Source organism: Brevundimonas sp. PAMC22021 (assembly GCF_019443405.1).
Taxonomy (GTDB): Bacteria; Pseudomonadota; Alphaproteobacteria; order Caulobacterales; family Caulobacteraceae; genus Brevundimonas.
The window spans coordinates 692374-715580 of the sequence record NZ_CP080376.1; the positions used below are offsets into that span (position 1 = coordinate 692374).

Here is a 23207-nt window from a genome sequence, read left to right on the forward strand (position 1 = left end):
CATCGGCAACTCGATGGACAGGAGAAGCGCCATGTCGAAGATCTTCAAGACCGGATTGGCCACGGCGGCCGCGATGGCCTCGCTGGTGACCCTTGCCCCGATGGCGGCGCAGGCCCAGGCGAACGGCGTCACCAACTGCGATGCGCCGGGCGGCCGTCAGCGCGCGGGCGCCGCGATCGGCGCGGTGCTGGGCGGCGTGCTGGGCAACCAGGTGGCGCGCAACGAGCGCACGCTCGGCACGGTGGCGGGCGCGGGTCTGGGCGCCGCGGCCGGTTCCTACATCGGCTGCAACCAGCAGCGCACGCGGGCCGTGGCCCAGGCCAACGCCTCGCAGTTCCGGGCCAACTCGAACCTGCGCATCCGCTCGGGTCCGGGCACGGGCTTCCGTCAGGCGGGCAGCCTGTCGGCCGGCCAGCCGTTCACGGCCGTCGCCTCGCAGGGCGACTGGGTCCAGATCGCCGGCGGCGGCTGGGTGAACGCCAACTATGTTTCGCGCTACTGATCGGCGCCTGACACCAGGAGCCTGGCATCAAGGATTGGGGCCGCTTTCCGAAAGGGGAGCGGCCTTTTCCTTACTGCGACACCCACAGGATGCGGCTCATCCACTCGATTTCGCGCCGAGGCACGACGCGGGGCGGATAGGCCGGGTTGATCGAGGACAGGACCACCTGACGCGCGGTCAGGCTGGTGACTTCCTTGGCCAGGGTCTCGCCGGTGGACAGGCGGACCACCACCCGGTCGCCGCGCCGCACGTCGGGTCGTCCGCGATCCACGATGACCTGATCGCCTTCGCGATATACGGGCGACATCGAGTCGCCGGTGATGCGGATGCTGAAGGTAGTGTCGGTGGGGCGGGGCAATTCGGTCTGCTCCCAGCCTTCGCCGGTCGGCAGGCCCGCGTCGTCAAAGAAGCCGTGCTCGCCGGCCTGGGCCAGTCCCAGTAGCGGCACGGTGTTGGGTGCCGGGCGAACATCGTCGGCCAGGGCGGCGAAGTCCGATAGCGACACGCCGGTCGCCTCCAGAATGCGGGTGACGCTTTCGGTCGAAGGCCAGCGGGGACGCGGCGGATCGCCCGGACCAAAACGCTTGGACGGATTGAAGCTGGTGGCGTCCAGGCCCGCGCGTTTGGCCAGCCCCGAAGCGGTCATGCCCTGGCGCGCGGCGAGCCTGTCGACGGCCTTCCAGAGCTGGGCGTGGGACAAAGGCATGGCGCGCAATCCGGCGGTGATTCGTCGAATCTAGCGGTTCAGGATAGGAATATCCACCTAGTCGAAGCCGGCGGCGCGCCGGTCTTGCCAAGCAAAGAAGGCTCCACCGACGATGCAGAATAGAACACCGTACCCGGCCAGCGTCAGCACCGTATAGAGCGACGCCATCGGAGTGCGTTGATCGATCATGATCATGATGTGGCTCATGACCGCCAGAAGCTGGAAGGCGGCGGCCCACACCGGCCAGATCGCGCGCGACCGCCAGGCCATGCCTGCAAAGAGCAGCAGCATGACAACGTCGATGGCGAACATACCGAACTGCGGATTGTAGAGGTCGCCGTCTCGCTGAACGAGCAGCGTCGCAAACCACGCCAGCAAGAAGGCTCCCGCGCCGAATCGTTCGAGATCATCGCCCTTGAGGAAGACGAAGATGCATCCTGCGATGACGAGACCGGCGCCCACTTGCAGATAAAGGGTGTCCAGCATGAAATCGCCCTCGCGTCTGACAGAACGCGAGGGCGACTTTGGAATGAATCGCAATCCGGTGAAATGCCGGATCGCATTTATTACGTCGAATTCAGCCGACGGCGCGAAGGCCGCGCGTTTCTTCACGCGGCTTCGGGTCGAGCCAATCGTCCGGCTTGCGCACCGGACCAACGGCGAACGTTCCCCAACCCAGGCGGCGGTGGTCCTTTTGCATTTCGGCGTGGCAGGCGACGATGGCTTCGCGCGCGGCGCCGAGCTGGGCGATGGTTTCCATGGCCTTGGCCTGGGACGCCGTGGCCGCGACGGGCGACAGCGACAGGGCGGCGCGAGCGCCGATCATCGACTGCACCAGGGCGGTTGCCTGGGTGATGGCCGCATCAATGGCCTGTTCGGTAGCATGCAGATCGCCGGCGACGCTGGCGATGACTTCGACCCGATCCATGTTAGCCCTCCAAGGTGGATATGGTAAACGAAGGGTTAACATAGGTTGGCGTGCTGCGGTAGAGGTTTGTTTACCGTGTTTGCATCGCGCCCGCCCCACGGTTGTGGAGGCCGCTTCCGCGTTGAGGGCGGTCTTCAGGCTTGTCCGTCGGCCCCGCCGCGAGCACCTCCAAGCCCAGGCTGCGGGCAAGGGCGGCAAGCGTCCGGTGGGTGTCGATCAGCTGCCCGCGGGCATCCGTGAGCGAGCGGATCGCTCCGGCGGCGCCGTCAAAGGCGCGCTGGCCGGTGGTTGCGGACAAATAGGCGTCGGCGCGGGATTGCGGCAGCAGGGCCGCCAGGGTCGCCGTCTCACGCAGCGCTACGTCGATGGCGGTTTCAGCGGCGAAGAGTTGGGCTGCGAGCTGTTCGCCGATCTGCTGACGCATGAGCATCTCTCGCATGGTGATGAAGCGTCACCGTTAGAGACATTCACCGAGCAGTAAACACCTATATCGCTAGTTGTCTTCCGCGAGCAGGAAGTGGGCGGTCAGCGAAGCGATCGGCTGACCACGCTCCTCCTGCCAGGCCTCGGCCAGCACATGGGCGACGCGCCGGCCCGCGCGGCTGATGCGGGCGCGGGCGAAGACATCCTGCGGCCGGCCGGTGCGCAGATAGGCGACGGTGACGTTGATGGGGCGCGGCAGGCGGGCGGCGGGGAACGCCAGGGCGACCTGGGCGATGGCCGTCATCTCCAGCAGGGCCGCGGTCGAGCCGCCGTGCAGGGCGGGAATCATCGGATTGCCGATCAGCTGGTCGCGGAACGGCATGGTGACCGTAATCTCGTCCCCGCTGACCAGGGTGCGCAGGTCGAGAAAGCGGGCGTAGGGCAGGCGATCCAGCAGGGGCTCGGTCACTGTTCGGCCTCGCGCGCGGCGAGGATGGCGGCGCGGCGGGCGGCCCGGTCCTCGTTGACGACATAGGCGGCCTGGGCCGCGGCCACGGGGTCGGAGGGATCGTCCTCGAACGCCCAGGCGCGCACAAAGGCGACGGACTGCGTCAGGCGAAAGCAGGAGCCCTTGGCCAGCAGGTCTCGGCCGGGCAGGGCGGCGCGCATGTAGTCGACCCGGAGGTCCAGGGTGGCGATCGGGCGGAAGGCCTCAAGCTTGACCCACACCGACAGGCCGCCGACGTGGTCCAGCATGGTCGTCACCAGCCCGCCCGCGAGGACGCCGGTGTCGGGGTCGCCGATCAGGTCCGCACGATAGGGAACGCGGATGGACACGCCTTCCTCGTCCAGCCCTTCGTAGACGAACCCCAGGGCATGGGTGTGCGCCGATCCGGCGGCGAGCTGGGGCAGAATGGTGGAAAGAAAGCCGTCGGCCATGCTGCATCTTATGACGACGGCGCCGCTTGGCGTCGAGTGCGTTAGAGGACGATGATCCGACCCGAAGACCTGCTGCACCCCACCCCGGCCGGCCTCTATTGTCCGCCGGGGGACTTCTACGTCGATCCGGTGCGGCCGGTGGACCGGGCGGTCGTCACGCATGGTCACTCCGACCACGCACGGGCCGGCCACGGCGCGGTGCTGGCCACGCCCCAGACGCTGGCGATCATGGCCGAACGCTATGGCGAGGACTTCACCGGGCGACGACAGGCGGCGGCCTATGGCGAGGCGACCTCCATCAACGGGGTGGAGGTGCGGCTGCACCCTGCCGGGCACGTGCTGGGCTCGGCCCAGGCGGAGGTGCGCTGGCGGGGTCTGACCACCGTGGTGTCCGGCGACTACAAGCGCAGGCGCGATCCGACGTGCGCGGGGTTCGAGCCCGTGCCGTGCCACGTCTTCATCTCGGAGGCGACGTTCGGCCTGCCGGTGTTCCGTCATCCTCCGGCGGAGGCGGAGGTCGCGCGGCTGGTGAAGTCCCTGGGGCAATTTCCGGAGCGGGCGCATCTGGTCGGGGCCTATGCGCTGGGCAAGGCCCAACGGATCATCGCCCATCTGCGCGAGGCGGGCTGGGAGCGGCCGATCTATGTGCACGGCGCGCTGGAGCGGCTGAACGCCCTGTACGAGCGCGAGGGGGTGGCCTTGGGGCCGATCCTGCCGACGCGGGATCTGCCCAAGGGATCGCTGGGCGGGGAGGTAGCGATCGCGCCGCCGTCGGCGATCCAGGATCGCTGGGCGCGACGCTTCGCCGAGCCGGTGGCGGCGTTCGCGTCCGGCTGGATGGGCGTGCGGGCGCGGGCGCGGCAAAAGGGGGTGGAGCTGCCGCTGGTGGTGTCGGATCACGCCGACTGGGACGAGCTGACCGCCACCTTCCGCGAAGTCGCGCCGGAAGAGATATGGATCACCCACGGCCGCGAGGAGGGGCTGTGTCGCTGGGCCGAGCTGAACGGCATGAAGGCGCGGGCGCTGAGACTCGTCGGCTATGACGAGGAGGACGACGAGAGCCTCGAGGTTCGGCCGGACTAGGGCCAAGACTCATAACCACCACGCGACGAGAGCAGCGAGGGCAATGGCTGAGGCGTAGGTGCAGGCAAGCTTGTCGTATCGTGTTGCGACGCGACGGAAGTCCTTGATGCGGCAGAAGGCGCGTTCGACGAGGTTCCTGCGCTTGTAGGGTTCGGGGTCGAAGGGGTGCAGGCGCTTTCGGTAGGGTGCGTTCGGGATCACCGGTTGGGTTCCACGAGCCAACAGCAGACGGCGGATCGCATCCGAGTCATAGGCCCGGTCGGCGGCCAGGGTGGCGGAAGCGGGCGCGGCCAGGATCAGGTCTGCGGCGACGGGCGCATCGCCGCGCTGGCCCGGCGTGATGACGAAGGCGATGAGCCTGCCCATGCCATCGACCAGGGCGTGCAGCTTGGTCGTCGGCCCGCCGCGCGACCGGCCTATAGCGTTAACTGAAGCCCCCCTTTTCCGCCCGTCGCCGAGCGGTGCGCCTTGGCCCAGGTGGAATCCAGCATCAGTTCGGCGGGTGGCCCGCCGGTGGCGGCGAGTTCTTCGAACGCGCGCCGCCACACCCCCGCCTTGGCCCAGCGGACCCAGCGATTGTAGAGCGTCTTCCTTGGACTATAGACCGCCGGCGCATCGATCCAGCGCCCGCCGCTGATCAGCACGTGAACGATGCCGGAGATCACTCGCCGGTCATCCACCCGCGCCACGCCCCGAGGCTTGTTCGGCAACAACGGCCGCAACCGCTCGAACTGCGCGTCGGTCAGCCAGAACTCCGAAGCCATCCCGGTTCTCCTGCGTCCGACAGCAGGGAATCACGCTTCGGCTCAATAGGGAATCCCGTTTATGGGTCCAGACCCTAGGCGTCAGGCGACGGCGCGGCCCGCCTGCGCCTTAGGGTCGGCTTGGGAACCGGCCTGGCCGGCGGACATGGCGGCGTTCATGGCCATGCGCAGGCGCTCGGGCTTGATCGGCTTTTCCACCACCGCGGCCATGCCGATCGCCAAGTAGCGGCGGGCGTCTTCCGGATCGGCGTTGGCGGTCAGGGCGACGATGGGCACGGATCCGACCGGAGCGTCCAGCGCGCGGATGGCCTGGGTGGCCTGTACGCCGTCCATGCGCGGCATCTTGATGTCCATCAGCACCAGGTCGAACGGACGCTCCTGCACGGCGGCCAAAGCCTCCAGCCCGTCCTCGGCCAATTCAGAGGTGCAGCCGAACATTTCGCACAAGGCCTGGGCCACCACGCGATTGGTGGCGTTGTCGTCGACGATCAGGACGTGCGGGCTGGACTGCAGGTCGAGCTCGGTCAGGTCGGAGACGTTCGAGGGCGCGGCCTCTTCGATATGAACGCGCTCGGCGTCCAGTTCAAAGGCGAAGGTGGCGCCGCTGCCGGCGTTGTTCTCGGCCCAGATGCGGCCGCCCATGCGTTCGGTGATCTGGCGGCAGATCGACAGGCCAAGGCCGGCGCCGTCGGGACCCGAGCCGTGGACGAAGGGCTCGAAAATGACATCGACGCGCTCGTCATCAAGGCCGGGGCCGTTGTCGCGCACGCGCCCTTCCATCCGGATGCGGCCATCGTGGGCCGTCGCCCGCAGGCTGGCCTCGACCACGCCGTTGCGGGCGAATTTCAGCGCGTTGGAAATCAGGTTGTTGAACACCTGCTTGACGCGCACGTCGTCGATCTCGGCGGACAGCTCGGTGTCCCCCTCGTAGCCGACCAGCAGGGTGACGCCGTCCTGCGAGGCGCGCGGCTCCCACAGCGCCTGGATGTCGTCCATCAGCGCGCGCAGAGGCGTGGGACGCAGCGACAGCTCCAGCTCGCCCGCTTCGGCCTTGGACAGATCCAGCGCGTCCTGAAGGATCCGCAGCAGGGTTTCGGAGGAATCGACAATGGTCTGGACGTGCGCCTGGGCGGCGTCGTTCAGGGGCTGACGGCGCAGCAGCTCGGCCACGGCCAGCACGCCGTTCATGGGTGTGCGCAGTTCGTGGCTCATGATCGCCAGGAACTGGCTCTTGGCGCGCGCGGCGGTCAGGGCCTGGGTCCGGACGTCGGTCAGCACCACCGCCTGCTCGGCGATCTCGCGGCTCTGGCGCTTGTGCCGCTCGTTGATGGCGCGCAGCAGGGTGGCGGCCGTGCCCACCCCTTCATAGAGGCCGTTGCGGGTGACGATGAAGCCGCGGAACAGATCAGAGGGGCCGCCTCTGAGCAGGATGTCGCAGAAGTCGTCGGTCTCGAGGCCCGCCTCGACCACCACCGGTTCGGCGTCCATGACGTGGACGATCGAGCGGCCGCTGTAGAGCGCCTGGCCGAAAGGGCTGGCCATCTTCAGAAGAAAGGCCGTGCGTTCGATCAGACCGACAGGTCGGCCGTTGTCGACGATCGGCAGGACCAGAATATCCGGTTCGCGCACGAAACGGGCGAAGACCTCGGCGCCAGATGCGCCCGGTGTCACCGCTTCCGGTCGTTCAACTAGGGTCTCAATGGTCGGCATACTGGCCGGGGACTCCGTTACGAGCCTCGATTCTGCCCGACAACGGTTTGCAGAAGGGTTAATCCCTTCGCCTTTGACACCTTGCCGCCGTTTTTGCGCTGGTTTTCCGTGTGGTGTAAGAGATCGTCCGCCGTTCGTTCGGCCCCATCCTTTTTTGCATGCGCGCGGCCGTGGCCGACCGCAGGTTTGTCATGAGCGATATCCAGACCTCGACCTCCGCACTTGTGCTGTTTTCCGGCGGACAGGACAGCGCGACCTGCCTCGCCTGGGCGCTGGAGCGGTTCGACCGGGTAGAGACGGTGGGCTTCGACTATGGGCAGCGCCACGCCGTGGAGATGCAGGCGCGGCAGGCGGTGCGACAGGGGATGAAGACAGCCCTGCCGGCGGTGGCCGGACGCCTCGGCGGCGATCATGTGGTGGATCTGACCGGCTATGGCCGCATCGCCGAGAGCGCCCTGACGGCCGATCGCAAGATCGAGATGGACGCGCGCGGCCTCCCGACGACCTTCGTGCCGGGGCGCAACCTGATCTTCCTGGTCGCGGCGGCGGCGCTGGCGGACCGGCGCGGGCTGGAGGTCCTGGTCGGCGGCATGTGCGAGACGGACTATTCCGGCTATCCCGACTGTCGCCACGAGACGATGCAGGCGATGGCGCGGGCGCTGTCGTTGGGGCTGGACAAGCCGGTCGTGGTCGAAACGCCGCTGATGTGGCTGACGAAGGCCGAGACCTGGGCGCTGGCCGACCGGATCGGCGGGGCGGCGCTGGTGGAACTGATCTTGGAGGACAGCCACACCTGCTACCTGGGCGACCGGACGCATCGACACGCCTGGGGCTATGGCTGCGGCGACTGCCCGGCCTGCGAACTGCGCGCGGCGGGCTATGCAGAATGGGTCGCATCGGCGTGACCTATTCGGCCAAGGAAGTGTTCCTGACGGTGCAGGGGGAGGGCGGGCAGGCCGGGCGACCGGCCGTGTTCCTGCGTTTCGCCGGCTGCAATCTGTGGAGCGGGCGCGAGCAGGACCGGGCGAGCGCGGTGTGCACCTTCTGCGACACCGATTTCGTCGGGGTGAACGGGGATGGCGGGGGCAAGTTCGCCACGGCGGACGGGCTGGCGGACCATGTCGCGTCGATGTGGCGGGGGCGCGAGGGCGATCCCCGGCTGGTGGTCTGCACCGGGGGCGAGCCGCTGTTGCAGCTGGACGCACAGCTGATCGCGGCCCTGCACGCGCGCGGCTTCGAGATCGCCATCGAGTCCAACGGTACGCTGGAGGCGCCGGACGGGATCGACTGGATCTGCATCAGCCCCAAGGCGTCCGCGCCGGTGGTGCAAATGCGCGGTCAGGAGCTGAAGCTGGTCTATCCCCAGGTCGCCGCCATGCCCGAGCGGTTCGAGCACCTGCCGTTCGAGCGGTTCTGGCTGCAGCCGATGGACGGTCCCGACCAGGCGGCCAACACCGCCGCCGCCCTCGAATACTGCCTGACCCATCCCCAGTGGCGCCTGAGCGTTCAGACCCATAAGTATATCGGCGTGCGTTGATGCCCTTTTTCGAGATCACCAAACAGGCGACGTTCGACGCCGCACACCATTTCCCGAACGAGCCGGAAGGCAGCATCTATCGCCGCATCCACGGCCACTCCTTCACCGTCGAGGCCACCGTGCGGTCAGAGACGCTGGACCCGGAACATGGCTGGGTGGCGGACCTGGGCGCGCTGGATCGTGCGCTGAAGGCCGCGGCGGAGGAGCTGGACCACGGCCTGTTGAACGAGCATCCGGGGCTGGAACTGCCGAGCCTGGAGAACCTGTGCCTGTGGTTCGTGCGCCGATTGCAGCCCGAGTGGCCGGGTCTGGCGCGCATCCAGGTGGCCCGGCCGACCATCAACGAGCGTTGCGTGCTGTCCTTATGAGCCGCGTCGCGCGCTTCTAGGCGTCCAACCAGTCGAGCAGCGCTCGGTTCACGGCGTCCGGCTGTTCCAGCGTGGAGGCGTGACCGCTGTCCGCGATGACGACGAGCCGGGCGCCCGGGATGGCGGCGGCCATTTCCTCGGCGCGATCCGGCGGGGTCAGCAGGTCGCGGTCGCCGACCATGACGGTGGTCGGAACGGTGATGGCGGGAAGATGCGGGCGCGAGTCGATGCGGCCGATGATCGCCGCCTGCTGGCGCGCAAAAGCCTCGACGCCGACGCTCAGTCCCATGCGGACGTGGGTCTCGATCAGGGCGGCGTCCGCGCGGTGATCCGGATGCAGCAGGTTGGGCGTGCTCTGGCGCAGTACGGGCTCGAAGCCGCCGCTGCGCGCCTGGGCGACGGAGGCGCGGCGCAGACGGCTCATCTCGGGCGTGTCCGGCCGGGCGGTGGTGTCGATCAGCGCCAGCTTCAGCACCCGCTCCGGCCCCTGACGCAGGATTTCGAGGCTGACGTAGCCGCCCATCGACACGCCGCCCAGGGCGAAGCGCGGCGGCGCCTCGTGCAGGATCGCGGCGGCGATCTCGGCCATCGTTTCTCCTGACAGGGTGGAGGCGATGGTGACCGGACCACGCGGCCAAAGGGCGGGGATCTGAGGCGCGAACAGTTCGGCGGTGCAGGCCAGGCCGGGGATCAGCAGGATCGGGCTCATGGCAGAGAAGCCGGCCGTCTCAGCAGCGCTTGTCCTGGCGTTGACGCTGCTCGCAGCGGCGTTGCTCGCGATCCCATTCGCGCTGTTCGCGTTCGCGGCGCAGCCGGGTTTCCTCGTCGGAGGTGGTGACGGCGTCGACGCCCGCGCCGACCACCGAGCCTGCGGCCTTAGCCGTGCCGCCGACGACGGCCGCCGTGCCTCCGACGACCGCACCGACCAGGCAGCCCTGAAGCATCAGGGCCGATCCAAGAACAAGCGCCAGGGCGGCGGCGCGGCGGGGCAGGCGAGCGGTCATGGCGGCGTCTCCGGATGGCGAATGCAGCCTGCCCGCATAATGGTGAATGGAGGCTGACTTCGGGCGGTCGGCGGCTTCTGCGGCCTTGCGATCAGGCGCGGACGGGCGCGGTGCTCGAAATGAAGCCGCCGCCCAGCAGGCGGTCAGGATCGACCGGATCGTAGAGGGCGCAGGCCTGTCCCGGGGCGACGCCTTCTTCGCCTTCGTCAAAGACGACGGAAACCGCGCCGTCGATCATGGCCAGGCGCGCGGGCGAGGGCTGGCGCGTCGAGCGAACACGGGCCAGGACCGGCAGGCCGGCAACGGCTGCGGCCGCGATGGACGGCTGGTCGCCCAGCCAGTTGGTTTCCTCCAGCACGAGACTGGCGGTCAGCAGGGCCTCGCGCGGGCCGACGACGACGCGGCGCGCCTCAGGCTCCAGCCGCACCACGAACAGGGGCTCGCCCACCGCGACGTTCAGGCCCCGGCGCTGGCCGATGGTGTAGTCGGTGATGCCTCCATGTCGGCCCAGAACGCGGCCGTCCATGTGCACGATCTCGCCGCCTTCGCGCCCCTGCGGCCGCAGCCGATCGATCAGGGTGCGGTAGTCGCCGGACGGAACAAAGCAGATGTCCTGGCTGTCCGGCTTGGCGGCGATGCGCAGGCCAAGCTCGGCCGCGATGCCGCGCACCTGGGGCTTCTCCAGGTCGGCGAGGGGGAAACGGAGGTAGTCCAGCTGATCCGGCGTGGTGGCGAACAAGAAGTAGGACTGGTCGCGCGAGTGATCGATCGCCTTGCGCATCTGGCTGCGGCCGTCCGGACCCACGGCGCGGCGGACGTAGTGACCGGTGGCCATGGCCTCGGCGCCCAGATCGCGCGCGACATCGAGCAGGTCGCGGAACTTCACCGTCTGATTGCAACGGATGCAGGGGACCGGCGTCTGGCCCCTCAGATAGCTGTCGGCGAACTGGTCGATAACCGCGTCGCGGAAGCGACTTTCGTAGTCCAGGACGTAGTGAGGGATGCCGATGGTCTCGGCGGCCAGGCGGGCGTCGTGGATGTCCTGCCCCGCGCAGCAGGCGCCCTTCTTCTTCAGCGCGGCGCCGTGGTCGTAGAGCTGCAGTGTGACGCCGACGACGTCATAGCCGGCCTTGTGCAGCAGGGCGGCGACCACGGTGGAGTCCACTCCGCCGGACATGGCCGCCACGATGCGCGCCCCGACCGGCAGGCCCACGGCCGCGCGCGCCTGCTCGATCGCCGCATCCATGTCGGCCTGAGACGACATGGGCGCGATGGTCGGCACGGGGCAGACGGGTTCGGCGAGGGCCGAGAGGGAGGCGGTCATGGCCGCCATATAGGCCGATCGCCGGCGGTTTTCGAGCCGCCGGCGCCATTCACGATCAGTGCGCCCCGTTCACCATCCCGAAGACCTCGGCGTACTGGCCGCGGCCCTCCGCGCCGGACAGGAACTGCACGCGCTGGACCAGCACCTCGTCGTGACCGGCCTCAAACAGGTCGACGCTCTCGGTGGTGAAATCGGCCAAGGGCATGGAGTTGGGGTTCTCGGCGTGGCCGGGCATCAGATCGGTGGCCACCGCCGGCGGCGCCCACTCGATGACGCGGACTGCGGTGTCCTTCAGTTGATGGCGCAGCGATTGGCTCCAGGAGTGGATCGCCGCCTTGGTAGCGCTGTAGGTCGGCGTCGCCGCCAGGGGCACGAACGCGAGCCCGGAGGAGACGGTGACGATGCTCGCGGAGGGCTTGCTCAGCAGATGCGGGAGCAGCGCGGCCGTGAGGCGAATGGGCCCCAGCAGGTTGGTCGCGACCGTGTCGTCGACGACGGCGAGGTCGAACGCGCCGGCGGAGACGTTCTCCGCCTTCATGATCCCGGCGTTGTGAACCACGACGTTCAGGTCGGGATGGGCGGCGGTGACGCGGGCCGAGAAGGCGGCGATGTCGGCGGCGTCGGCGACGTCGAGCACCTCATAGGCCATGCCGGGGTTGGCGGCGGCGACCTCGGCCAGAGCGGCCTCGCGGCGACCGGCGATGATGACCTTGGCGCCCCTGGCGTGGATCGCCTCGGCGAAGGCCCGACCGATGCCGGAGCCGCCGCCGGTGATCAGGATGGTGTCTTGAGCGATGTTCATGATGCGCTTTCTTCGGCTTGCCTGCGATGCACACGGAGATAGAAGAGCCGCTGACGATCAGGAAGAAGGCACCGGATCGTGAGGTACTTACCAAAAGGGAAGAAATGGCGATGACGGCCCCCGAGCCTCTCTGCGCGCCCGAATATCCGCCGGTGGATCCCCGCGTTGAGGCGCTGGTCAACCAGGTGATCGGCCGGGTCGCGGACAAGTGGACCATGATCGTGCTGGACGTCCTGGCCGAGAACGGGGAACTGCGCTTCACCCGCATCGCCGCCCTGTCCGGCGGCGTCAGCCAGAAGATGCTGACGCAGACGCTGCGTCAGATGGAGCGCGACGGACTGGTGGTGCGCACGGTCCATCCCGTGATCCCGCCCAAGGTCGAGTATCGGCTGACGGATCTGGGCTTCAGCCTGGCCGAGGCTTTTTGCGGCGTCTGGACCTGGGCCGAGACGCACCTGGACCGCATTGAGGCAGCGCGACAGACGTTCGACGCCGCGCGCGCGGCCGCGCGCTGAATACGACAACGGCCGCCTCCGTCGCCGGAAGCGGCCGTGTTGGTCGTAAGGCGCCTGGGACCTTAAGAGCGGTAGCTCTGGATCCGCGTGGTGCGCAGGCCCTGCATGCCCCATTTGTCGATGGCCTTCTGCCAGGCGACGAACTCTTCGGCGGTCAGGCGGTAGCGCGCCAGGGCGTCCTCCAGGCTGATCAGGCCGCCGCGGACGGCCGCCACGACCTCGGCCTTGCGCCGGATCACCCATCGGTCTGTGTTGGCCGGAGGCAGGTCGGCCAGCGTCAGGGCCGAGCCCGTCGGGCCAACCACATATTGTTCGCCTTTGCTGTTCAGGCGTCGCTCTTGCAACATGGGCTTATGCCTCTTCCATCACCGTACTGCGGTGAAGGTAGGACCCCGCGGCTAAAGGCCGTTTAAGCGTCGTGGTGAAGGAAGGAATAATCCGTTCCCGCACGTTAACGAACGCGAAGTCCCGCTTTGGGCTACGATTCATTGAGGCTAACGATTACTTGACGGAAGATCAGCGTTTGATGCTGATCAATTCGGCCAGCATTTCGTCGGCCGTGGTGATGATCTTGGACGACGCCGAATAGGCGCGCTGGGTGGTGATCAGGCCGGTGAATTCGCTGGACAGATCGACCGTCGAAGCTTCGAGTTGCGATGAACCCAGAACGCCCGCGCCGCCCGTGCCCGCGGTCTTCAGGTTGTAAGTGCCCGACTGCTGGCTGACCCGGTAAGCGTTGCCGTTGACCTGGCTCAGGCTGTCGGGGCTGGGGAAGGTGGCGATGGCGACCTGGGCGATCTGGCGGGTCACGCCATTGTCGAAGATGGCGGTGACAAAGCCGTTTTCGTCGATCTGCACCTCGGTCAGGCTGCCGAAGTTGGTGCCGTTGGTCTGAACCGCCTGCACGACCGACGCGCTGTCATACTGGGTCAGGCCGCCGGCGGCGTTGGTCAGGTCGAAGGCGATCGTCTGGTCGTCGATGCCCAGGCCGCCCGCCCAGGACACGGCGCCGGCCGCCGGGGTGCTGTCCGACGCGCCGAACGTCAGGATGGCGTTGGCGGGATCGGCGAACAGGGCGTTGGCGCCCAGCGCCGCCATCGCCGCAGTGTCCAGTCGTCCATCCTGGGTGAAGGCGACCAGACCGGTCTTGATCTGGCCGTTGGTGAGACCCGCGCCCGTCTGGACGCTGTCGGCGGGAACCGCCCGCATCTCGGCGTACCATTGGTTCGGCGTGGTGCTCTTCAGGAACGATATGGCGACAGTGCGCTGTCCGCCCTTGGAGTCCGAGATCGGAATGGTGACCTCGAAGTCCGGCTTGACGCCGACGCCGTTGTCGGGGTCGTACATAGCCATGGAGTTGGTGGCCGGGCTGTAGGCATTGGGGCCGGGCACGGCGAGGGCGGCGTCGCGAGCCTCGGGCGAGATCGTCTGGCTGGACTTCAGGTTCGCGTTCAGCTGGGCGCGGCTTGTCGCCTCGGCCGTGCCGCCGACGGAGCCGACGTTGATGGTGGACAGGCGGTTCAGGTCCGACGGATCGGTGGTGATTACGCCGTTGTCGTCGACCGGCCAGCCCTGCAGATACAGGCCGGCGGTGTTCTTCAAATAGCCGAACTCATCGACCTTGAACGAGCCGGCGCGGGTGAACAGGCGCGCGTCGGTCGGCGTCAGACCTTCGGCCTTCTGCGTCACCACAAAGAAGCCCTGGCCGGCGATGCCGAGGTCGGTCGAGGAGGTGGTCGACTGAAGCTGCCCGGTCTGGCTGATGTTGTGACGCGCGACCGAGGTGACGCCGCCGGCCGAATAGCCGGTGTAGACGCTCTGGGTGTTCACCACTGTGGAGAAGTCGGCCTGGCTGCGCTTGTAGCCCACCGTGTTCACGTTCGCGATGTTCTGCGAGATGGAGGCGAGGGCGGCGGAGTTGGCCCGCAGGCCCGAAACGCCCGCCAGCATGGCGCTGTTGATGCTCATGTCGGATTCCTTTGCGAAGTCAGTTGGCTGAAGCGCGCTGTTCGATCGAGATCAGGCTCGACAGCGGCATGATGGAGTTACCGATGGTGACGTAGGGCTGGCCGTCGTAGAGCTCGACGCCGGTGACCTGGCCCTGGATCAGGGCCTGGCTGGTCACCGCCTTGCCGGCGGCGTCGGTCGCGGTGATCTTGAGGGTGTAGACGCCGCCGTCGTCGACCTGACCGCCGCCGGTGGTCTTGCCGTCCCAGGTGAAGGCGTGGATTCCCGAGGTCTTGTCGGGCGCGTCGCCCGACCAGACCACCTGGCCTGCGCCATTGACCACCTGCAGGGTCGCCTTGGAGGCGTTCGCCGCCAGCTCGTAGTTCCACTCGGCCTTGCCGTCCGTCAGTTCGGTCGCGGCCCAGACTCCGGTCGCGTCCTTGCCGATATAGGCCGCGGCGTCCGACAGGCCGCCGGCCTGCTGCCCGCCGAGCAGGCTCTTCAGCAAGGTGTTGGTCAGCAACTGCTGCTCGACTCCGGCCATCTGGGTCAGCTGGGCGGTGAACTCGTTGGAATCGACCGGCGATAGCGGATCCTGGTTCTTCAGCTGGGTCGTCAGCAGGCTGAGAAAGGTCTCGAAGTTTGAGGCCAGGCTCTTTGTGCCGGACGAGATGGTTCCGGCGGCGGATGCGGTGGTGACGGCGTCGACCATGTTCGTCAGACCTTCAGATCGACGCGTTCGCGCGCCAGCGACAGGTTGATCCAGGCGCCCGGCGGGGGCGCGGCGGCGATGTCGGCCTCGGCGGCCAGACGGGATGCGCCCGAGAACAGCGAGGATCGACCCCGACGATCGAACAGGCCGCCGCCGTTCTCACCGCCGCGCGCGTCCTCGCGGTGCGAGAAGTCGAGGCCATCGCCGGCGACCTGGAAGCCGGCGTCCTGCAGCTGGCGCCGCAGTTCGTCGGCGCGGCCGCGCAGGTCCGTGGCGGCGGCGGGATTGTCGAAGGCGAGGCGCGCGGCGAGCTGGCCCGTCTCGTCGATCTCCAGGCTGACCTCCACGCGGCCGAGGTCTTCGGGCGTCAGCACCATGTCGAAGCGCGTGGAACGGCCTTCCAGGCGCGCCGCGATCTGGGCGGCGATCCGGGTCGCGGTCTCGATGGTCGTCTGCGAGAGGGTGGACATGAGGCCGAGCGGGAAGGCGGGGGCCGAGGCCTGCTGGGCAGGCGTTGGAGCGGGAGCGGTCGTGGCCGGAGGGGGCGCAGCCGGTTCGGCGGGCGCGGCCTGCGCTGTCGCGGCGTCGCTCGTCGGGGGCGTACCCACACCGCCGGTCGCGCCCGACAGCGCCGTCGCCGACTCGGCGAGCTTGGGTTTGGGAGCGACGTCGCCCTTCGGTGTGGCGGACGTGGCGGGCGAATCGCCAGGCTGAGCCGCGTTCGATGCAGACGCTTCCGCGCGCGAGCCGGATGCCATTGCGGGCGCAACAACGGGCGCCGACTGGGCGGGCGCGTCGGCGACAGCGCCCGGTTCGGCCGACTTGACGGCGATTCCAGACTCCGCGACCTGCGCGCTTCTCGAGCCGGAAGTATCCGCACCTTGGCCTTGCGCTTGGGCGAGCGGTTCTGTGGGCGGCGTCGGTGAGGCGGTTGACGGCTTGGCGGCCGTAGGACTGGCCGAGGGGGTCGCTTCTCCGGCGGGCGTCATGGGCGACGGAGCGGGAGCAGCGTCCGGGCGCCCAGCGGCCGCTCGGTTTTCTTGCTGCGAGGACGCAGGCCGAGGCGCTGACGGCGGCTCTGACGGCGGCAAGGTGGCGGCCTGGAGCGGATCGGCAACGCCCGGGCCGACCCCAGCCTCGAGCGTGGATGGCTGAGCCTCGAGCCCGTCAGGGGACATCGGAGATGCGGAAGCGGGGGGCGTTATGACGACGGGCTGCAGGGCGTCGGCAGTCGTGACGTCGGCGGTCGTGACCTCGGCGGGAGGGGGCGCTTCGGCGTCGGTCGTCTCCTCGCCCGTTGGATCTGACGCTGCTTCGGCCGGCGCCTCGGCGGATACGGTCGCTGTGGAGATCGCGGGTGCGGAGGCTGTAGTGACCGTGTCCTCAGTAGCGGGGCCGTGCTGCGCGGGCGCGGCGGACGCCTTCTTCGTATGCGCGGCGGCGGGCTCGGCGCGGTCGGTGTGCTCGGACAGGGCTTGAGCGAAGCCGGCGCCGTCGCCATCGGGGGCGGCGGACGGGGCGTTCGTCGAGGACGGCGCCGGGGGCGCGAAGGCGGCGATGGCGAGCGACATGAAAAGCAGGCGGCCGATACAAAGAAGTGGGGCGGCGCCTGCTGCGCCTGGGCATTCCACCCTCACGTCGCAAGCGGCGGGCCATACGCCCCATCCGGCATAAGTATCTGTCTTACAAGGAATATGGATTAGGCCGACGGCTGCGCGACGCTAGCGATCGGTCGCTTTTTGCCGCCCCGACGTCGCCTTTTGCCGCCCTTGCCGCAGGGGCGGTCGGCCGACGCCGCGATTGGCCCGCCGTTTGCGCGGATGACAGCGCCATGTGGATCGCACCAAACCTGTTTCCTCGAAAAGACAAGGACTTGCTGTCGCTCGTTCGCGCGGGCGCCAGGCAGGAAGTGCATGGCGGCGGGAACGGCTTGCCGGGCGCCGGCGCCACGAAGGAGGGCCGCGCATGTCGCTGACGTCCATCATGAACATCGCCAACTCGGGGATGCACGCGGCGCAGACGCAGCTGCGCGTGGTCTCCGACAACGTGGCGAACGTCAACACGCCGGGCTACGTCCGCAAGATCGCCGACCAGCAGTCCACGGCGACGCAGGGCATCGGCTCGGGCGTCGAGGTGGCGCGCATCCGGCTGGCGACCGACAGGTTCCTGCAGGCGGCCAGCCTGAACGCCGGCGCCGAGGCCGGACGGCAGGGCGTGCGCTATGAACTGTTCGACCGCATCCAGACGTTGTTCGGCGATCCCAGCGGCGACAACAGCTTCTTCACCGGCGTCGACGACCTGTTCGCGGCGTTTTCGTCGGTGTCGGAAAGCCCCACGTCCTCGCCGCTGCGCCAGGACATCCTGTACCAGGCCCAGGCTCTGTTCGATCAGGGCGCGAGCATCGGCAAGAACATCCAGGCGGCGCGCGAAGAGGCGGACGGGCGGCTGCGCACGGCCGTGGACACCGCCAACGACCTGCTGGGTCAGATCGAGGATCTGAACAAGACCATCGCGGCGGCGGCAGCCACCGGCGACGACGCTACGGGGTCGCAGACCACCCAAGCGACCCTGCTTGGCCGGTTGTCGCAGTTGATGGACATCAAGGTGACGGGCCGCGCCAACGGCGGCGTGATGGTGCGCACCGGCACGGGCACGCTGCTGGCCGGGCAGGGGCATGCGACATTGGCCTATTCGCCGGCGGGGTCGGTGGACGGGCGGACGGCCTTCAACGAAATCTGGATCACCGAGCCGGGCGGTCAGAAGCGGGCCCTGCTGGACTCCGTCGCTTCGGGCGAGATCAAGGGGCTGGTCGAACTGCGCGACGTGGATGCGCCGGCCGCGGCCGAGCGGCTGGGCGAGCTGATGTCCAAGGTCGCCGACGAGCTGAACCGCGCGCACAATGCGAACTCTTCCGTTCCGGCGCCGACCAGCCTGAACGGGCGCAACACAGGCCAGTCCTGGGCCACCGCCATCGCCGGTTTCACCGGAACCACCAATATCGCGACAACCAACGCGGCTGGCGTCGTGCAGCAGCGGGCCGAGATCGTCTTTGGCGCAGGCGGCGCGATCACCATCAACGGCGCGATGTCCTCGGCGGCGAACTTCGAAGCCGACCTGGAGGCGGCGCTGGGCGGACAGGTGGATTTCCGCTTCCAGAACGGCGCAATGAGCCTGACCAGCATGGGCGCGAACGGCATCGCCATCGCCGACGACGCCAATGCGCCGGCGACCAAGGTCGGGCGCGGCTTTTCGCACTTTTTCGGTCTGAACGATCTGGTGACCACGACGCAGCCGGCCTTCTATGAGACTGGTCTGAGCGGAGCCTCCTCTCTCGGCCTGGCGGCCGGAGGGTCGTTGACGCTGCGCTTCACCGGCGAGAGCGGGTCCAAGCTGAAGGATGTGGCGATCGCCGCTCCGGCTGGCGCGGCGACGGTGAACGACCTTCTGGCGGCGTTGAACAATCCTGCGACGGGCGCGGGTCGATACGGTCAGTTCTCGCTGGACGCGGCTACCGGCGCCCTGACGTTCAAGGGCGCGGGATCGCCGGCCCCGACGCTGTCGGTGCTGGACGACACCACCAGCCAGAGCGCCTCGGGCGTGTCGGTCAGCGCGCTGTTCGGCATCGGCGGCGGCGTGCGGGCGGCGAGAACGGGCGGGCTGACGTTGCGCGGCGACATCCAGGCGGATTCCACAAAGCTGGCGCTGGCGCGGCTGAACCTCGGTGCGGCGGCGGGAACGCCCGCCCTGACCAGCAACGACGGCTCCGGCGCTCTGCTGCTGGCGGACGCGGGCAAGGCGACGGCGCGCTTCGACGGCGCCGGAGGATCGGCTGCAACATCGACCTCCATCACGCGCTACGCCGCCGACTTCTCAGGCGACATCGGCAGCAAGGCCGCCGCCGCCGAGTCGCGCAAGGACAGCGCCGAGGCCCTGCTGACCGAGGCCCAGGCGCGCCAGACCGCGCATGAGGGCGTCAACCTCGATGAAGAACTGGTGATGATGACCACCTATCAGCAGGCCTTCAACGCCTCGGCGCGGCTGATCCAGGCGGCCAAGGACATGTACGACACCTTGCTGGGGATGATCTGATGACCCGCGTCTCGACCATGGGCAACTACCAGTCGGCGTTGCTGGACCTGATGAAGGCGCAGGGCCGCCAGCAGCTTGCGCAGGACCGGCTGGACAGCGAAAAGATCGCCACCGACTCCAAGGGCTATGGCCGGGCGTCGCAGAACATCACGGCGCTGAAGGCGACGCAGAGCCGGCTGGCCGGCTTTGTCGCCTCGGGCGAGGCGGTGGAGGCGCGGCTGGCGTCGCAGGACATCGCCCTGACCCGCGTCGGGGACGGCGGGACCGGCGCGCGCGAGGCCATCGCCACCGCCATCGCGGCCGGGCGGCTGGAAGGCCTGATGGGCGAGCTGCAGGGCCATTTCCAGACCATGCAGTCCGGCCTGAACTTCTCGCACCAGGGTCAGTTCCTGCTGGGCGGGGGCTTGGGCGACACGCCGCCGGCGACGGCCGACAGCCTCGCCGCCCTGGCGGCCGCGCCGGACGTGGCTTCCGTCTTTGGCAATGACCGGCAGGCGCAGAAATCGCGCATCGGCGAGGCCACGACCCTGACGACCGGCTTTCTGGCCGACGACGTCGGGGCGGCGTTGACCGAGGTCTTTCGCAACATCCAGAGGTATCAGAACGGCGATCCCGTCACGATTACCGATCCGACCACAGGCTTGCCGGAAACCTATACGCCGGCCGTCGTGCCGCCGCGGACGACCGCCGCCGGCAACATCGACGGCTCGCCATCCGACGATGTGACGGCCTTCCTGACCAAGCAGATGCAACTGCTGGACAAGGCCAATGTCGCGGTTACGGGCGCCACGGCTCGCAACGGCCTGATGCAGAACCAGGTCAAGGACGCCCTGGCCGGCCACCAGGCGCAGCAGACCTCGCTGACCAAGATGCTGGACACAAAGACCGGCTATGATCCGGCGCAGGCCATCACCGATCTGCAGCTGGCGGATGTGGCGATCCAGGCGTCCGCTCAGGTGATCGTGTCGCTGAAGTCGACGTCGTTGCTGGACCTGCTGCGCTGATTTCCTGAACGGCCACGCTGGACGTGGTCAGCGTTCCGGAACATATACGGAACAATGGCGCAGATCGATCTCAGGCGTAAGCTGTCCGTCCTGGCTGACGCCGCCAAATATGACGCTTCCTGCGCCTCGTCTGGATCGAGCAAGCGCGACTCGACCGGCGGCAAGGGCATGGGCTCCACCGAGGGCATGGGCATTTGCCATGCCTACACGCCGGATGGGCGATGCGTGTCCTTGCTCAAGATTCTGCTGACCAACTTCTGCATCTACGACTGCGCCTATTGCATCAACCGCGTGTCCTCGAACGTGGAGCGGGCGCGGTTCAGCGTGCAGGAAGTCGTCGATCTGACGCTGAACTTCTACAAGCGCAACTATATCGAAGGGCTGTTCCTGTCGTCGGGCATCATCCGCTCTGGCGACTATACGATGGAGCAGCTGGTGCTGGTGGCCAAGACGCTGCGGGAGGTCCACGACTTTCGCGGCTATATCCACCTGAAGCTGATCCCGGAAGCCGATCCGAAGCTGGTGGAGGCGGCGGGCCTCTACGCCGATCGCCTCAGCGCCAACATCGAGCTGCCGCGCGACGAGGCGCTGGCGAGGCTGGCCCCACAAAAGGATGTGAGCGTCATCAAGAAGGCGATGGGGCAGGTGCGGCTCAAGGTCGAGGAGGCCCGGCCGCAGAAGCGCGAGAAAGCCCGTCCGCCGCGCTTCGCGCCCGGCGGACAGAGCACCCAGCTGATCATCGGCGCGGACGGCGCGCCGGATACGGAAATCCTGGATCGAAGCGCCTCGCTGTATGGCGGGTATGGCTTGCGGCGCGTCTATTATTCGGCGTTCAGCCCGATCCCGGACGCGAGTTCCAGCCTGCCCCTGGCCAAGCCGCCGCTGATGCGCGAGCACAGGCTGTATCAGGCCGACTGGCTGATGCGCTTCTATGGATTTTCCGCGCCGGAGATCGGTGAGGCGGCGACGGGTGGCATGCTGGACCTGGCGGTCGATCCAAAGCTCGCCTGGGCGCTGAACCGGCGCGAGCAGTTCCCGGTCGACGTGAACCTGGCGCCGCGCGAGATGCTGCTGCGGGTGCCCGGATTGGGGGTCAAGTCGGTCGACAAGATCGTTTCGGTGCGGCGCTATCGCACCCTGCGGCTCGAAGACGTGGCGCGGCTGACGCGGTCGCTGGACAAGGTGCGACCGTTCATCACCACGTTGGACTGGACGCCGGGCGGGCTGACGGACGCGGCGGACCTGCGCGCGCGAGTGGCGCCGGTGGCGGAGCCGCAGCAGCTGAGCCTGTTCTGATGCGGACGGCGACGCTGGCGTCCGAGACGGACTTCGACGGCTGGCGCAAGGCCGCGCGCGCCTTTCGGCTTGAAGGGATCGAGCCGGCGCAGGCGCGCTTCGTGGTCGAGGGTGCGGGGGCTCAAAGCGGATTGTTCGACCATTCTCCCCCCGCTCCTCCCCGCGAAGGCGGGGATCCAGCGCCTCCGCAGGACAAGGCGCGAGACCGTCTGGGTCCCCGCCTTCGCGGGGATGAGCGGGAAGAAGGATTCTCGGTCTCTAAAGCCTTCGTCGACGTGGCCCGCGACGTCGTGCTGCATCGCTCCGGCGATCGCTGGGACCTGCTGTATCGGCTGCTGTGGCGGCTGAGGGACGAGCCGGACCTGATGAAGGTCGTCTCCGATCGCGACGTGGCCGATGCGCTGGAGCGGGCCAAGAACGTGTCGCGCGCCGGGCACAAGATGAAGGCCTTTGTTCGCTTCCGTCAGGTCGAGGACGAGGGCGGCGAGGCGTGGGTCGCCTGGTTCGAACCGGCGCACCGGGTGGTGGAGCGCACCGCGCCTTTCTTTCAGCGGCGGTTTCCGAACATGCGCTGGTCGATCCTGACGCCGGACGGCAGCGCCTTCTGGGACACCCACGAACTGCGGTTGGGCCCGCCGGCGACGCGCGACATGGCGCCGGCCGAGGACGAGATCGAGGAGTTCTGGAAGACCTACTACGCCTCGACCTTCAACCCCGCGCGGCTGAAGGTGAAGACCATGCAGGGCGAGATGGCCAAGCGGTACTGGAAGAACCTGCCCGAGGCCTCTCTGATCCCGGAACTGGTGGCGGCCTCGACGGTTCGCACCGATGTCATGGTCGCAACGCCCGCTACCGAACCCAATGTTCGCCTGGCTCGGGCCACCGCGCCGGTTATCGAGCGCGCAGCGGATGATCTTGTCGCCTCAACCCTGCCCGAACTGGGCGAGGGGGTGCAGGGATGCCGACGCTGTCCGCTGTGGCGCGACGCCACACAGGGCGTGTGCGGGGAGGGGCCGCGAGAGGCGCGGCTGATGATCGTGGGCGAGCAGCCGGGCGACCAGGAGGACTTGGCCGGCAAGCCGTTCGTGGGTCCGGCCGGGCGGGTGCTGGATGCGGCGCTGGAAGAGGCGGGCATCGATCGTTCGGACGTCTACGTCACCAATGCCGTGAAACACTTCAAGCACGAGCCGCGCGGCAAGCGCCGCCTGCACAAGACGCCGGACGCGGGAGAGGTCACGGCCTGCCGCTGGTGGCTGGATCAGGAACGCGGATTGGTGAAGCCCAAGGTGGTGCTGGCGCTGGGCGCGACGGCCGGTCTCGCCGTGTTCGGCCGCAAGCCCGCCGTGACCAAGGAGCGAGGCCAGCTCGTCGCCTTGGCCGACGGGGCCACCGGCATGTTGACGGTGCACCCTTCCTATCTGCTGCGCCTGCCGGACGAGCAGGCCAGGGTGCTGGAGCGGGAAAAGTTCATGCAGGACCTGCGGCAGGTTCGCCACAGCCTGTAAGTCCTTGTTCGGCGGCGCGAACGAAAAGCCGGGCGCTGCGTTAAGCAAG

General features: G+C 68.3%; 26 protein-coding genes. 10 read left to right on the forward strand and 16 right to left on the reverse strand.

The window, feature by feature from the left end; translation table 11 throughout:
• Nucleotides 1–31 precede the first annotated feature (31 nt).
• Nucleotides 32–502 (forward strand): SH3 domain-containing protein, encoded by a 471-nt coding sequence (locus tag KY493_RS03340; RefSeq protein WP_219897583.1) that lies wholly within the window; start codon nt 32–34, stop codon nt 500–502.
• Between the two features lie 70 nt (nt 503–572).
• Here the strand turns inward: KY493_RS03340 and KY493_RS03345 are convergent, their stop codons facing one another.
• The 6 genes from KY493_RS03345 to KY493_RS03370 form a co-directional block, all read right to left on the reverse strand.
• Nucleotides 573–1208: a helix-turn-helix transcriptional regulator gene (locus tag KY493_RS03345; protein WP_219897584.1), complete on the reverse strand. Its 636-nt coding sequence runs from the start codon at nt 1206–1208 to the stop codon at nt 573–575.
• A gap of 57 nt (nt 1209–1265) precedes the next feature.
• Nucleotides 1266–1820 carry a hypothetical protein gene (locus KY493_RS03350; protein WP_219897585.1) on the reverse strand — a complete coding sequence of 185 codons (555 nt, stop codon included), beginning with the start codon at nt 1818–1820 and terminating at the stop codon, nt 1266–1268.
• Nucleotides 1786–2136 carry a hypothetical protein gene (locus KY493_RS03355; protein WP_219897586.1) on the reverse strand — a complete coding sequence of 117 codons (351 nt, stop codon included), beginning with the start codon at nt 2134–2136 and terminating at the stop codon, nt 1786–1788. Before KY493_RS03355 ends, KY493_RS03350 begins: the two co-directional genes overlap by 35 nt.
• 70 nt (nt 2137–2206) lie before the next feature.
• Entirely contained in the window at nt 2207–2560 is a 354-nt protein-coding gene (locus tag KY493_RS03360; RefSeq protein ID WP_219897587.1) for a hypothetical protein, read from the reverse strand.
• Between the two features lie 69 nt (nt 2561–2629).
• On the reverse strand, nt 2630–3028 hold the full coding sequence (locus KY493_RS03365; RefSeq protein WP_219897588.1) for a PaaI family thioesterase: 399 nt from the start codon (nt 3026–3028) through the stop codon (nt 2630–2632).
• Nucleotides 3025–3498, reverse strand: a complete 474-nt coding sequence (locus KY493_RS03370; protein WP_219897589.1) for a PaaI family thioesterase — start codon at nt 3496–3498, stop codon at nt 3025–3027. Before KY493_RS03370 ends, KY493_RS03365 begins: the two co-directional genes overlap by 4 nt.
• 51 nt (nt 3499–3549) lie before the next feature.
• On the opposite strand from KY493_RS03370, the gene KY493_RS03375 reads away from it, so the two are divergent.
• Complete coding sequence (locus KY493_RS03375) at nt 3550–4581, forward strand: ligase-associated DNA damage response exonuclease (protein ID WP_219897590.1); 1032 nt, start codon at nt 3550–3552, stop codon at nt 4579–4581.
• A 9-nt stretch (nt 4582–4590) separates the two neighbouring features.
• Here the strand turns inward: KY493_RS03375 and KY493_RS03380 are convergent.
• Together KY493_RS03380 and KY493_RS03385 are read right to left on the reverse strand one after the other, a co-directional pair.
• A protein-coding gene (locus KY493_RS03380) for an IS5 family transposase (protein ID WP_255568001.1) occupies nt 4591–5345 on the reverse strand; the annotation gives its coding sequence in 2 pieces (ribosomal slippage) (nt 4591–5009 and nt 5009–5345; 756 coding nt in all).
• An 81-nt stretch (nt 5346–5426) separates the two neighbouring features.
• Nucleotides 5427–7055, reverse strand: coding sequence for a response regulator (locus KY493_RS03385; protein ID WP_219897592.1), 1629 nt, complete (start codon nt 7053–7055; stop codon nt 5427–5429).
• 191 nt (nt 7056–7246) lie between these two features.
• Here KY493_RS03385 and queC point away from each other — a divergent pair, with 191 nt between their 5' ends.
• The 3 genes from queC to KY493_RS03400 are packed head-to-tail and all read left to right on the forward strand — an operon-like array spanning nt 7247 to nt 8960.
• Nucleotides 7247–7960, forward strand: a complete 714-nt coding sequence (gene queC, locus KY493_RS03390; RefSeq protein WP_219897593.1) for a 7-cyano-7-deazaguanine synthase QueC — start codon at nt 7247–7249, stop codon at nt 7958–7960.
• A complete protein-coding gene (gene queE, locus KY493_RS03395; RefSeq protein WP_219898296.1) occupies nt 7957–8592 on the forward strand; it encodes a 7-carboxy-7-deazaguanine synthase in 636 nt (211 codons plus the stop codon). Before queC ends, queE begins: the two co-directional genes overlap by 4 nt.
• Entirely contained in the window at nt 8592–8960 is a 369-nt protein-coding gene (locus KY493_RS03400) for a 6-pyruvoyl tetrahydropterin synthase family protein (RefSeq protein ID WP_370627353.1), read from the forward strand. Before queE ends, KY493_RS03400 begins: the two co-directional genes overlap by 1 nt.
• Nucleotides 8961–8976: 16 nt before the next feature.
• Here KY493_RS03400 and KY493_RS03405 read toward each other — a convergent pair whose 3' ends face one another.
• The 4 genes from KY493_RS03405 to KY493_RS03420 form a co-directional block, all read right to left on the reverse strand.
• Nucleotides 8977–9669 carry an alpha/beta fold hydrolase gene (locus KY493_RS03405; RefSeq protein WP_219897595.1) on the reverse strand — a complete coding sequence of 231 codons (693 nt, stop codon included), beginning with the start codon at nt 9667–9669 and terminating at the stop codon, nt 8977–8979.
• A gap of 19 nt (nt 9670–9688) precedes the next feature.
• Complete coding sequence (locus KY493_RS03410) at nt 9689–9964, reverse strand: hypothetical protein (protein WP_219897596.1); 276 nt, start codon at nt 9962–9964, stop codon at nt 9689–9691.
• A gap of 91 nt (nt 9965–10055) precedes the next feature.
• Nucleotides 10056–11228 (reverse strand): tRNA 2-thiouridine(34) synthase MnmA, encoded by a 1173-nt coding sequence (gene mnmA, locus KY493_RS03415; RefSeq protein ID WP_219898298.1) that lies wholly within the window; start codon nt 11226–11228, stop codon nt 10056–10058.
• Nucleotides 11229–11343: 115 nt separating this feature from the next.
• Nucleotides 11344–12090 carry an SDR family oxidoreductase gene (locus KY493_RS03420; protein ID WP_219897597.1) on the reverse strand — a complete coding sequence of 249 codons (747 nt, stop codon included), beginning with the start codon at nt 12088–12090 and terminating at the stop codon, nt 11344–11346.
• Between the two features lie 110 nt (nt 12091–12200).
• On the opposite strand from KY493_RS03420, the gene KY493_RS03425 reads away from it, so the two are divergent.
• Nucleotides 12201–12605, forward strand: coding sequence for a helix-turn-helix domain-containing protein (locus KY493_RS03425; RefSeq protein ID WP_255568002.1), 405 nt, complete (start codon nt 12201–12203; stop codon nt 12603–12605).
• A gap of 62 nt (nt 12606–12667) precedes the next feature.
• Here KY493_RS03425 and KY493_RS03430 read toward each other — a convergent pair whose 3' ends face one another.
• The 4 genes from KY493_RS03430 to KY493_RS14410 form a co-directional block, all read right to left on the reverse strand.
• Complete coding sequence (locus KY493_RS03430; protein ID WP_219897599.1) at nt 12668–12952, reverse strand: DUF1153 domain-containing protein; 285 nt, start codon at nt 12950–12952, stop codon at nt 12668–12670.
• Between the two features lie 169 nt (nt 12953–13121).
• A complete protein-coding gene (gene flgE, locus KY493_RS03435; RefSeq protein ID WP_219897600.1) occupies nt 13122–14573 on the reverse strand; it encodes a flagellar hook protein FlgE in 1452 nt (483 codons plus the stop codon).
• A gap of 19 nt (nt 14574–14592) precedes the next feature.
• Nucleotides 14593–15264 carry a flagellar hook assembly protein FlgD gene (locus tag KY493_RS03440; RefSeq protein ID WP_219897601.1) on the reverse strand — a complete coding sequence of 224 codons (672 nt, stop codon included), beginning with the start codon at nt 15262–15264 and terminating at the stop codon, nt 14593–14595.
• A 5-nt stretch (nt 15265–15269) separates the two neighbouring features.
• Nucleotides 15270–16022 carry a flagellar hook-length control protein FliK gene (locus KY493_RS14410; protein WP_255568003.1) on the reverse strand — a complete coding sequence of 251 codons (753 nt, stop codon included), beginning with the start codon at nt 16020–16022 and terminating at the stop codon, nt 15270–15272.
• Between the two features lie 1207 nt (nt 16023–17229).
• On the opposite strand from KY493_RS14410, the gene flgK reads away from it, so the two are divergent.
• Genes flgK through KY493_RS03465 form a run of 4 tightly spaced genes read left to right on the forward strand, consistent with a single transcriptional unit; the run spans nt 17230 to nt 23158 of the window.
• Nucleotides 17230–19353 carry a flagellar hook-associated protein FlgK gene (gene flgK, locus KY493_RS03450; protein WP_219897602.1) on the forward strand — a complete coding sequence of 708 codons (2124 nt, stop codon included), beginning with the start codon at nt 17230–17232 and terminating at the stop codon, nt 19351–19353.
• The gene (locus KY493_RS03455; RefSeq protein ID WP_219897603.1) at nt 19353–20357 is read left to right on the forward strand and encodes a flagellin; all 1005 of its coding nucleotides are present in this window, start codon (nt 19353–19355) and stop codon (nt 20355–20357) included. Before flgK ends, KY493_RS03455 begins: the two co-directional genes overlap by 1 nt.
• 54 nt (nt 20358–20411) lie before the next feature.
• Nucleotides 20412–21653, forward strand: coding sequence for a putative DNA modification/repair radical SAM protein (locus KY493_RS03460; protein WP_219897604.1), 1242 nt, complete (start codon nt 20412–20414; stop codon nt 21651–21653).
• Nucleotides 21653–23158: a UdgX family uracil-DNA binding protein gene (locus KY493_RS03465; protein ID WP_219897605.1), complete on the forward strand. Its 1506-nt coding sequence runs from the start codon at nt 21653–21655 to the stop codon at nt 23156–23158. Before KY493_RS03460 ends, KY493_RS03465 begins: the two co-directional genes overlap by 1 nt.
• Nucleotides 23159–23207: the final 49 nt, after the last annotated feature.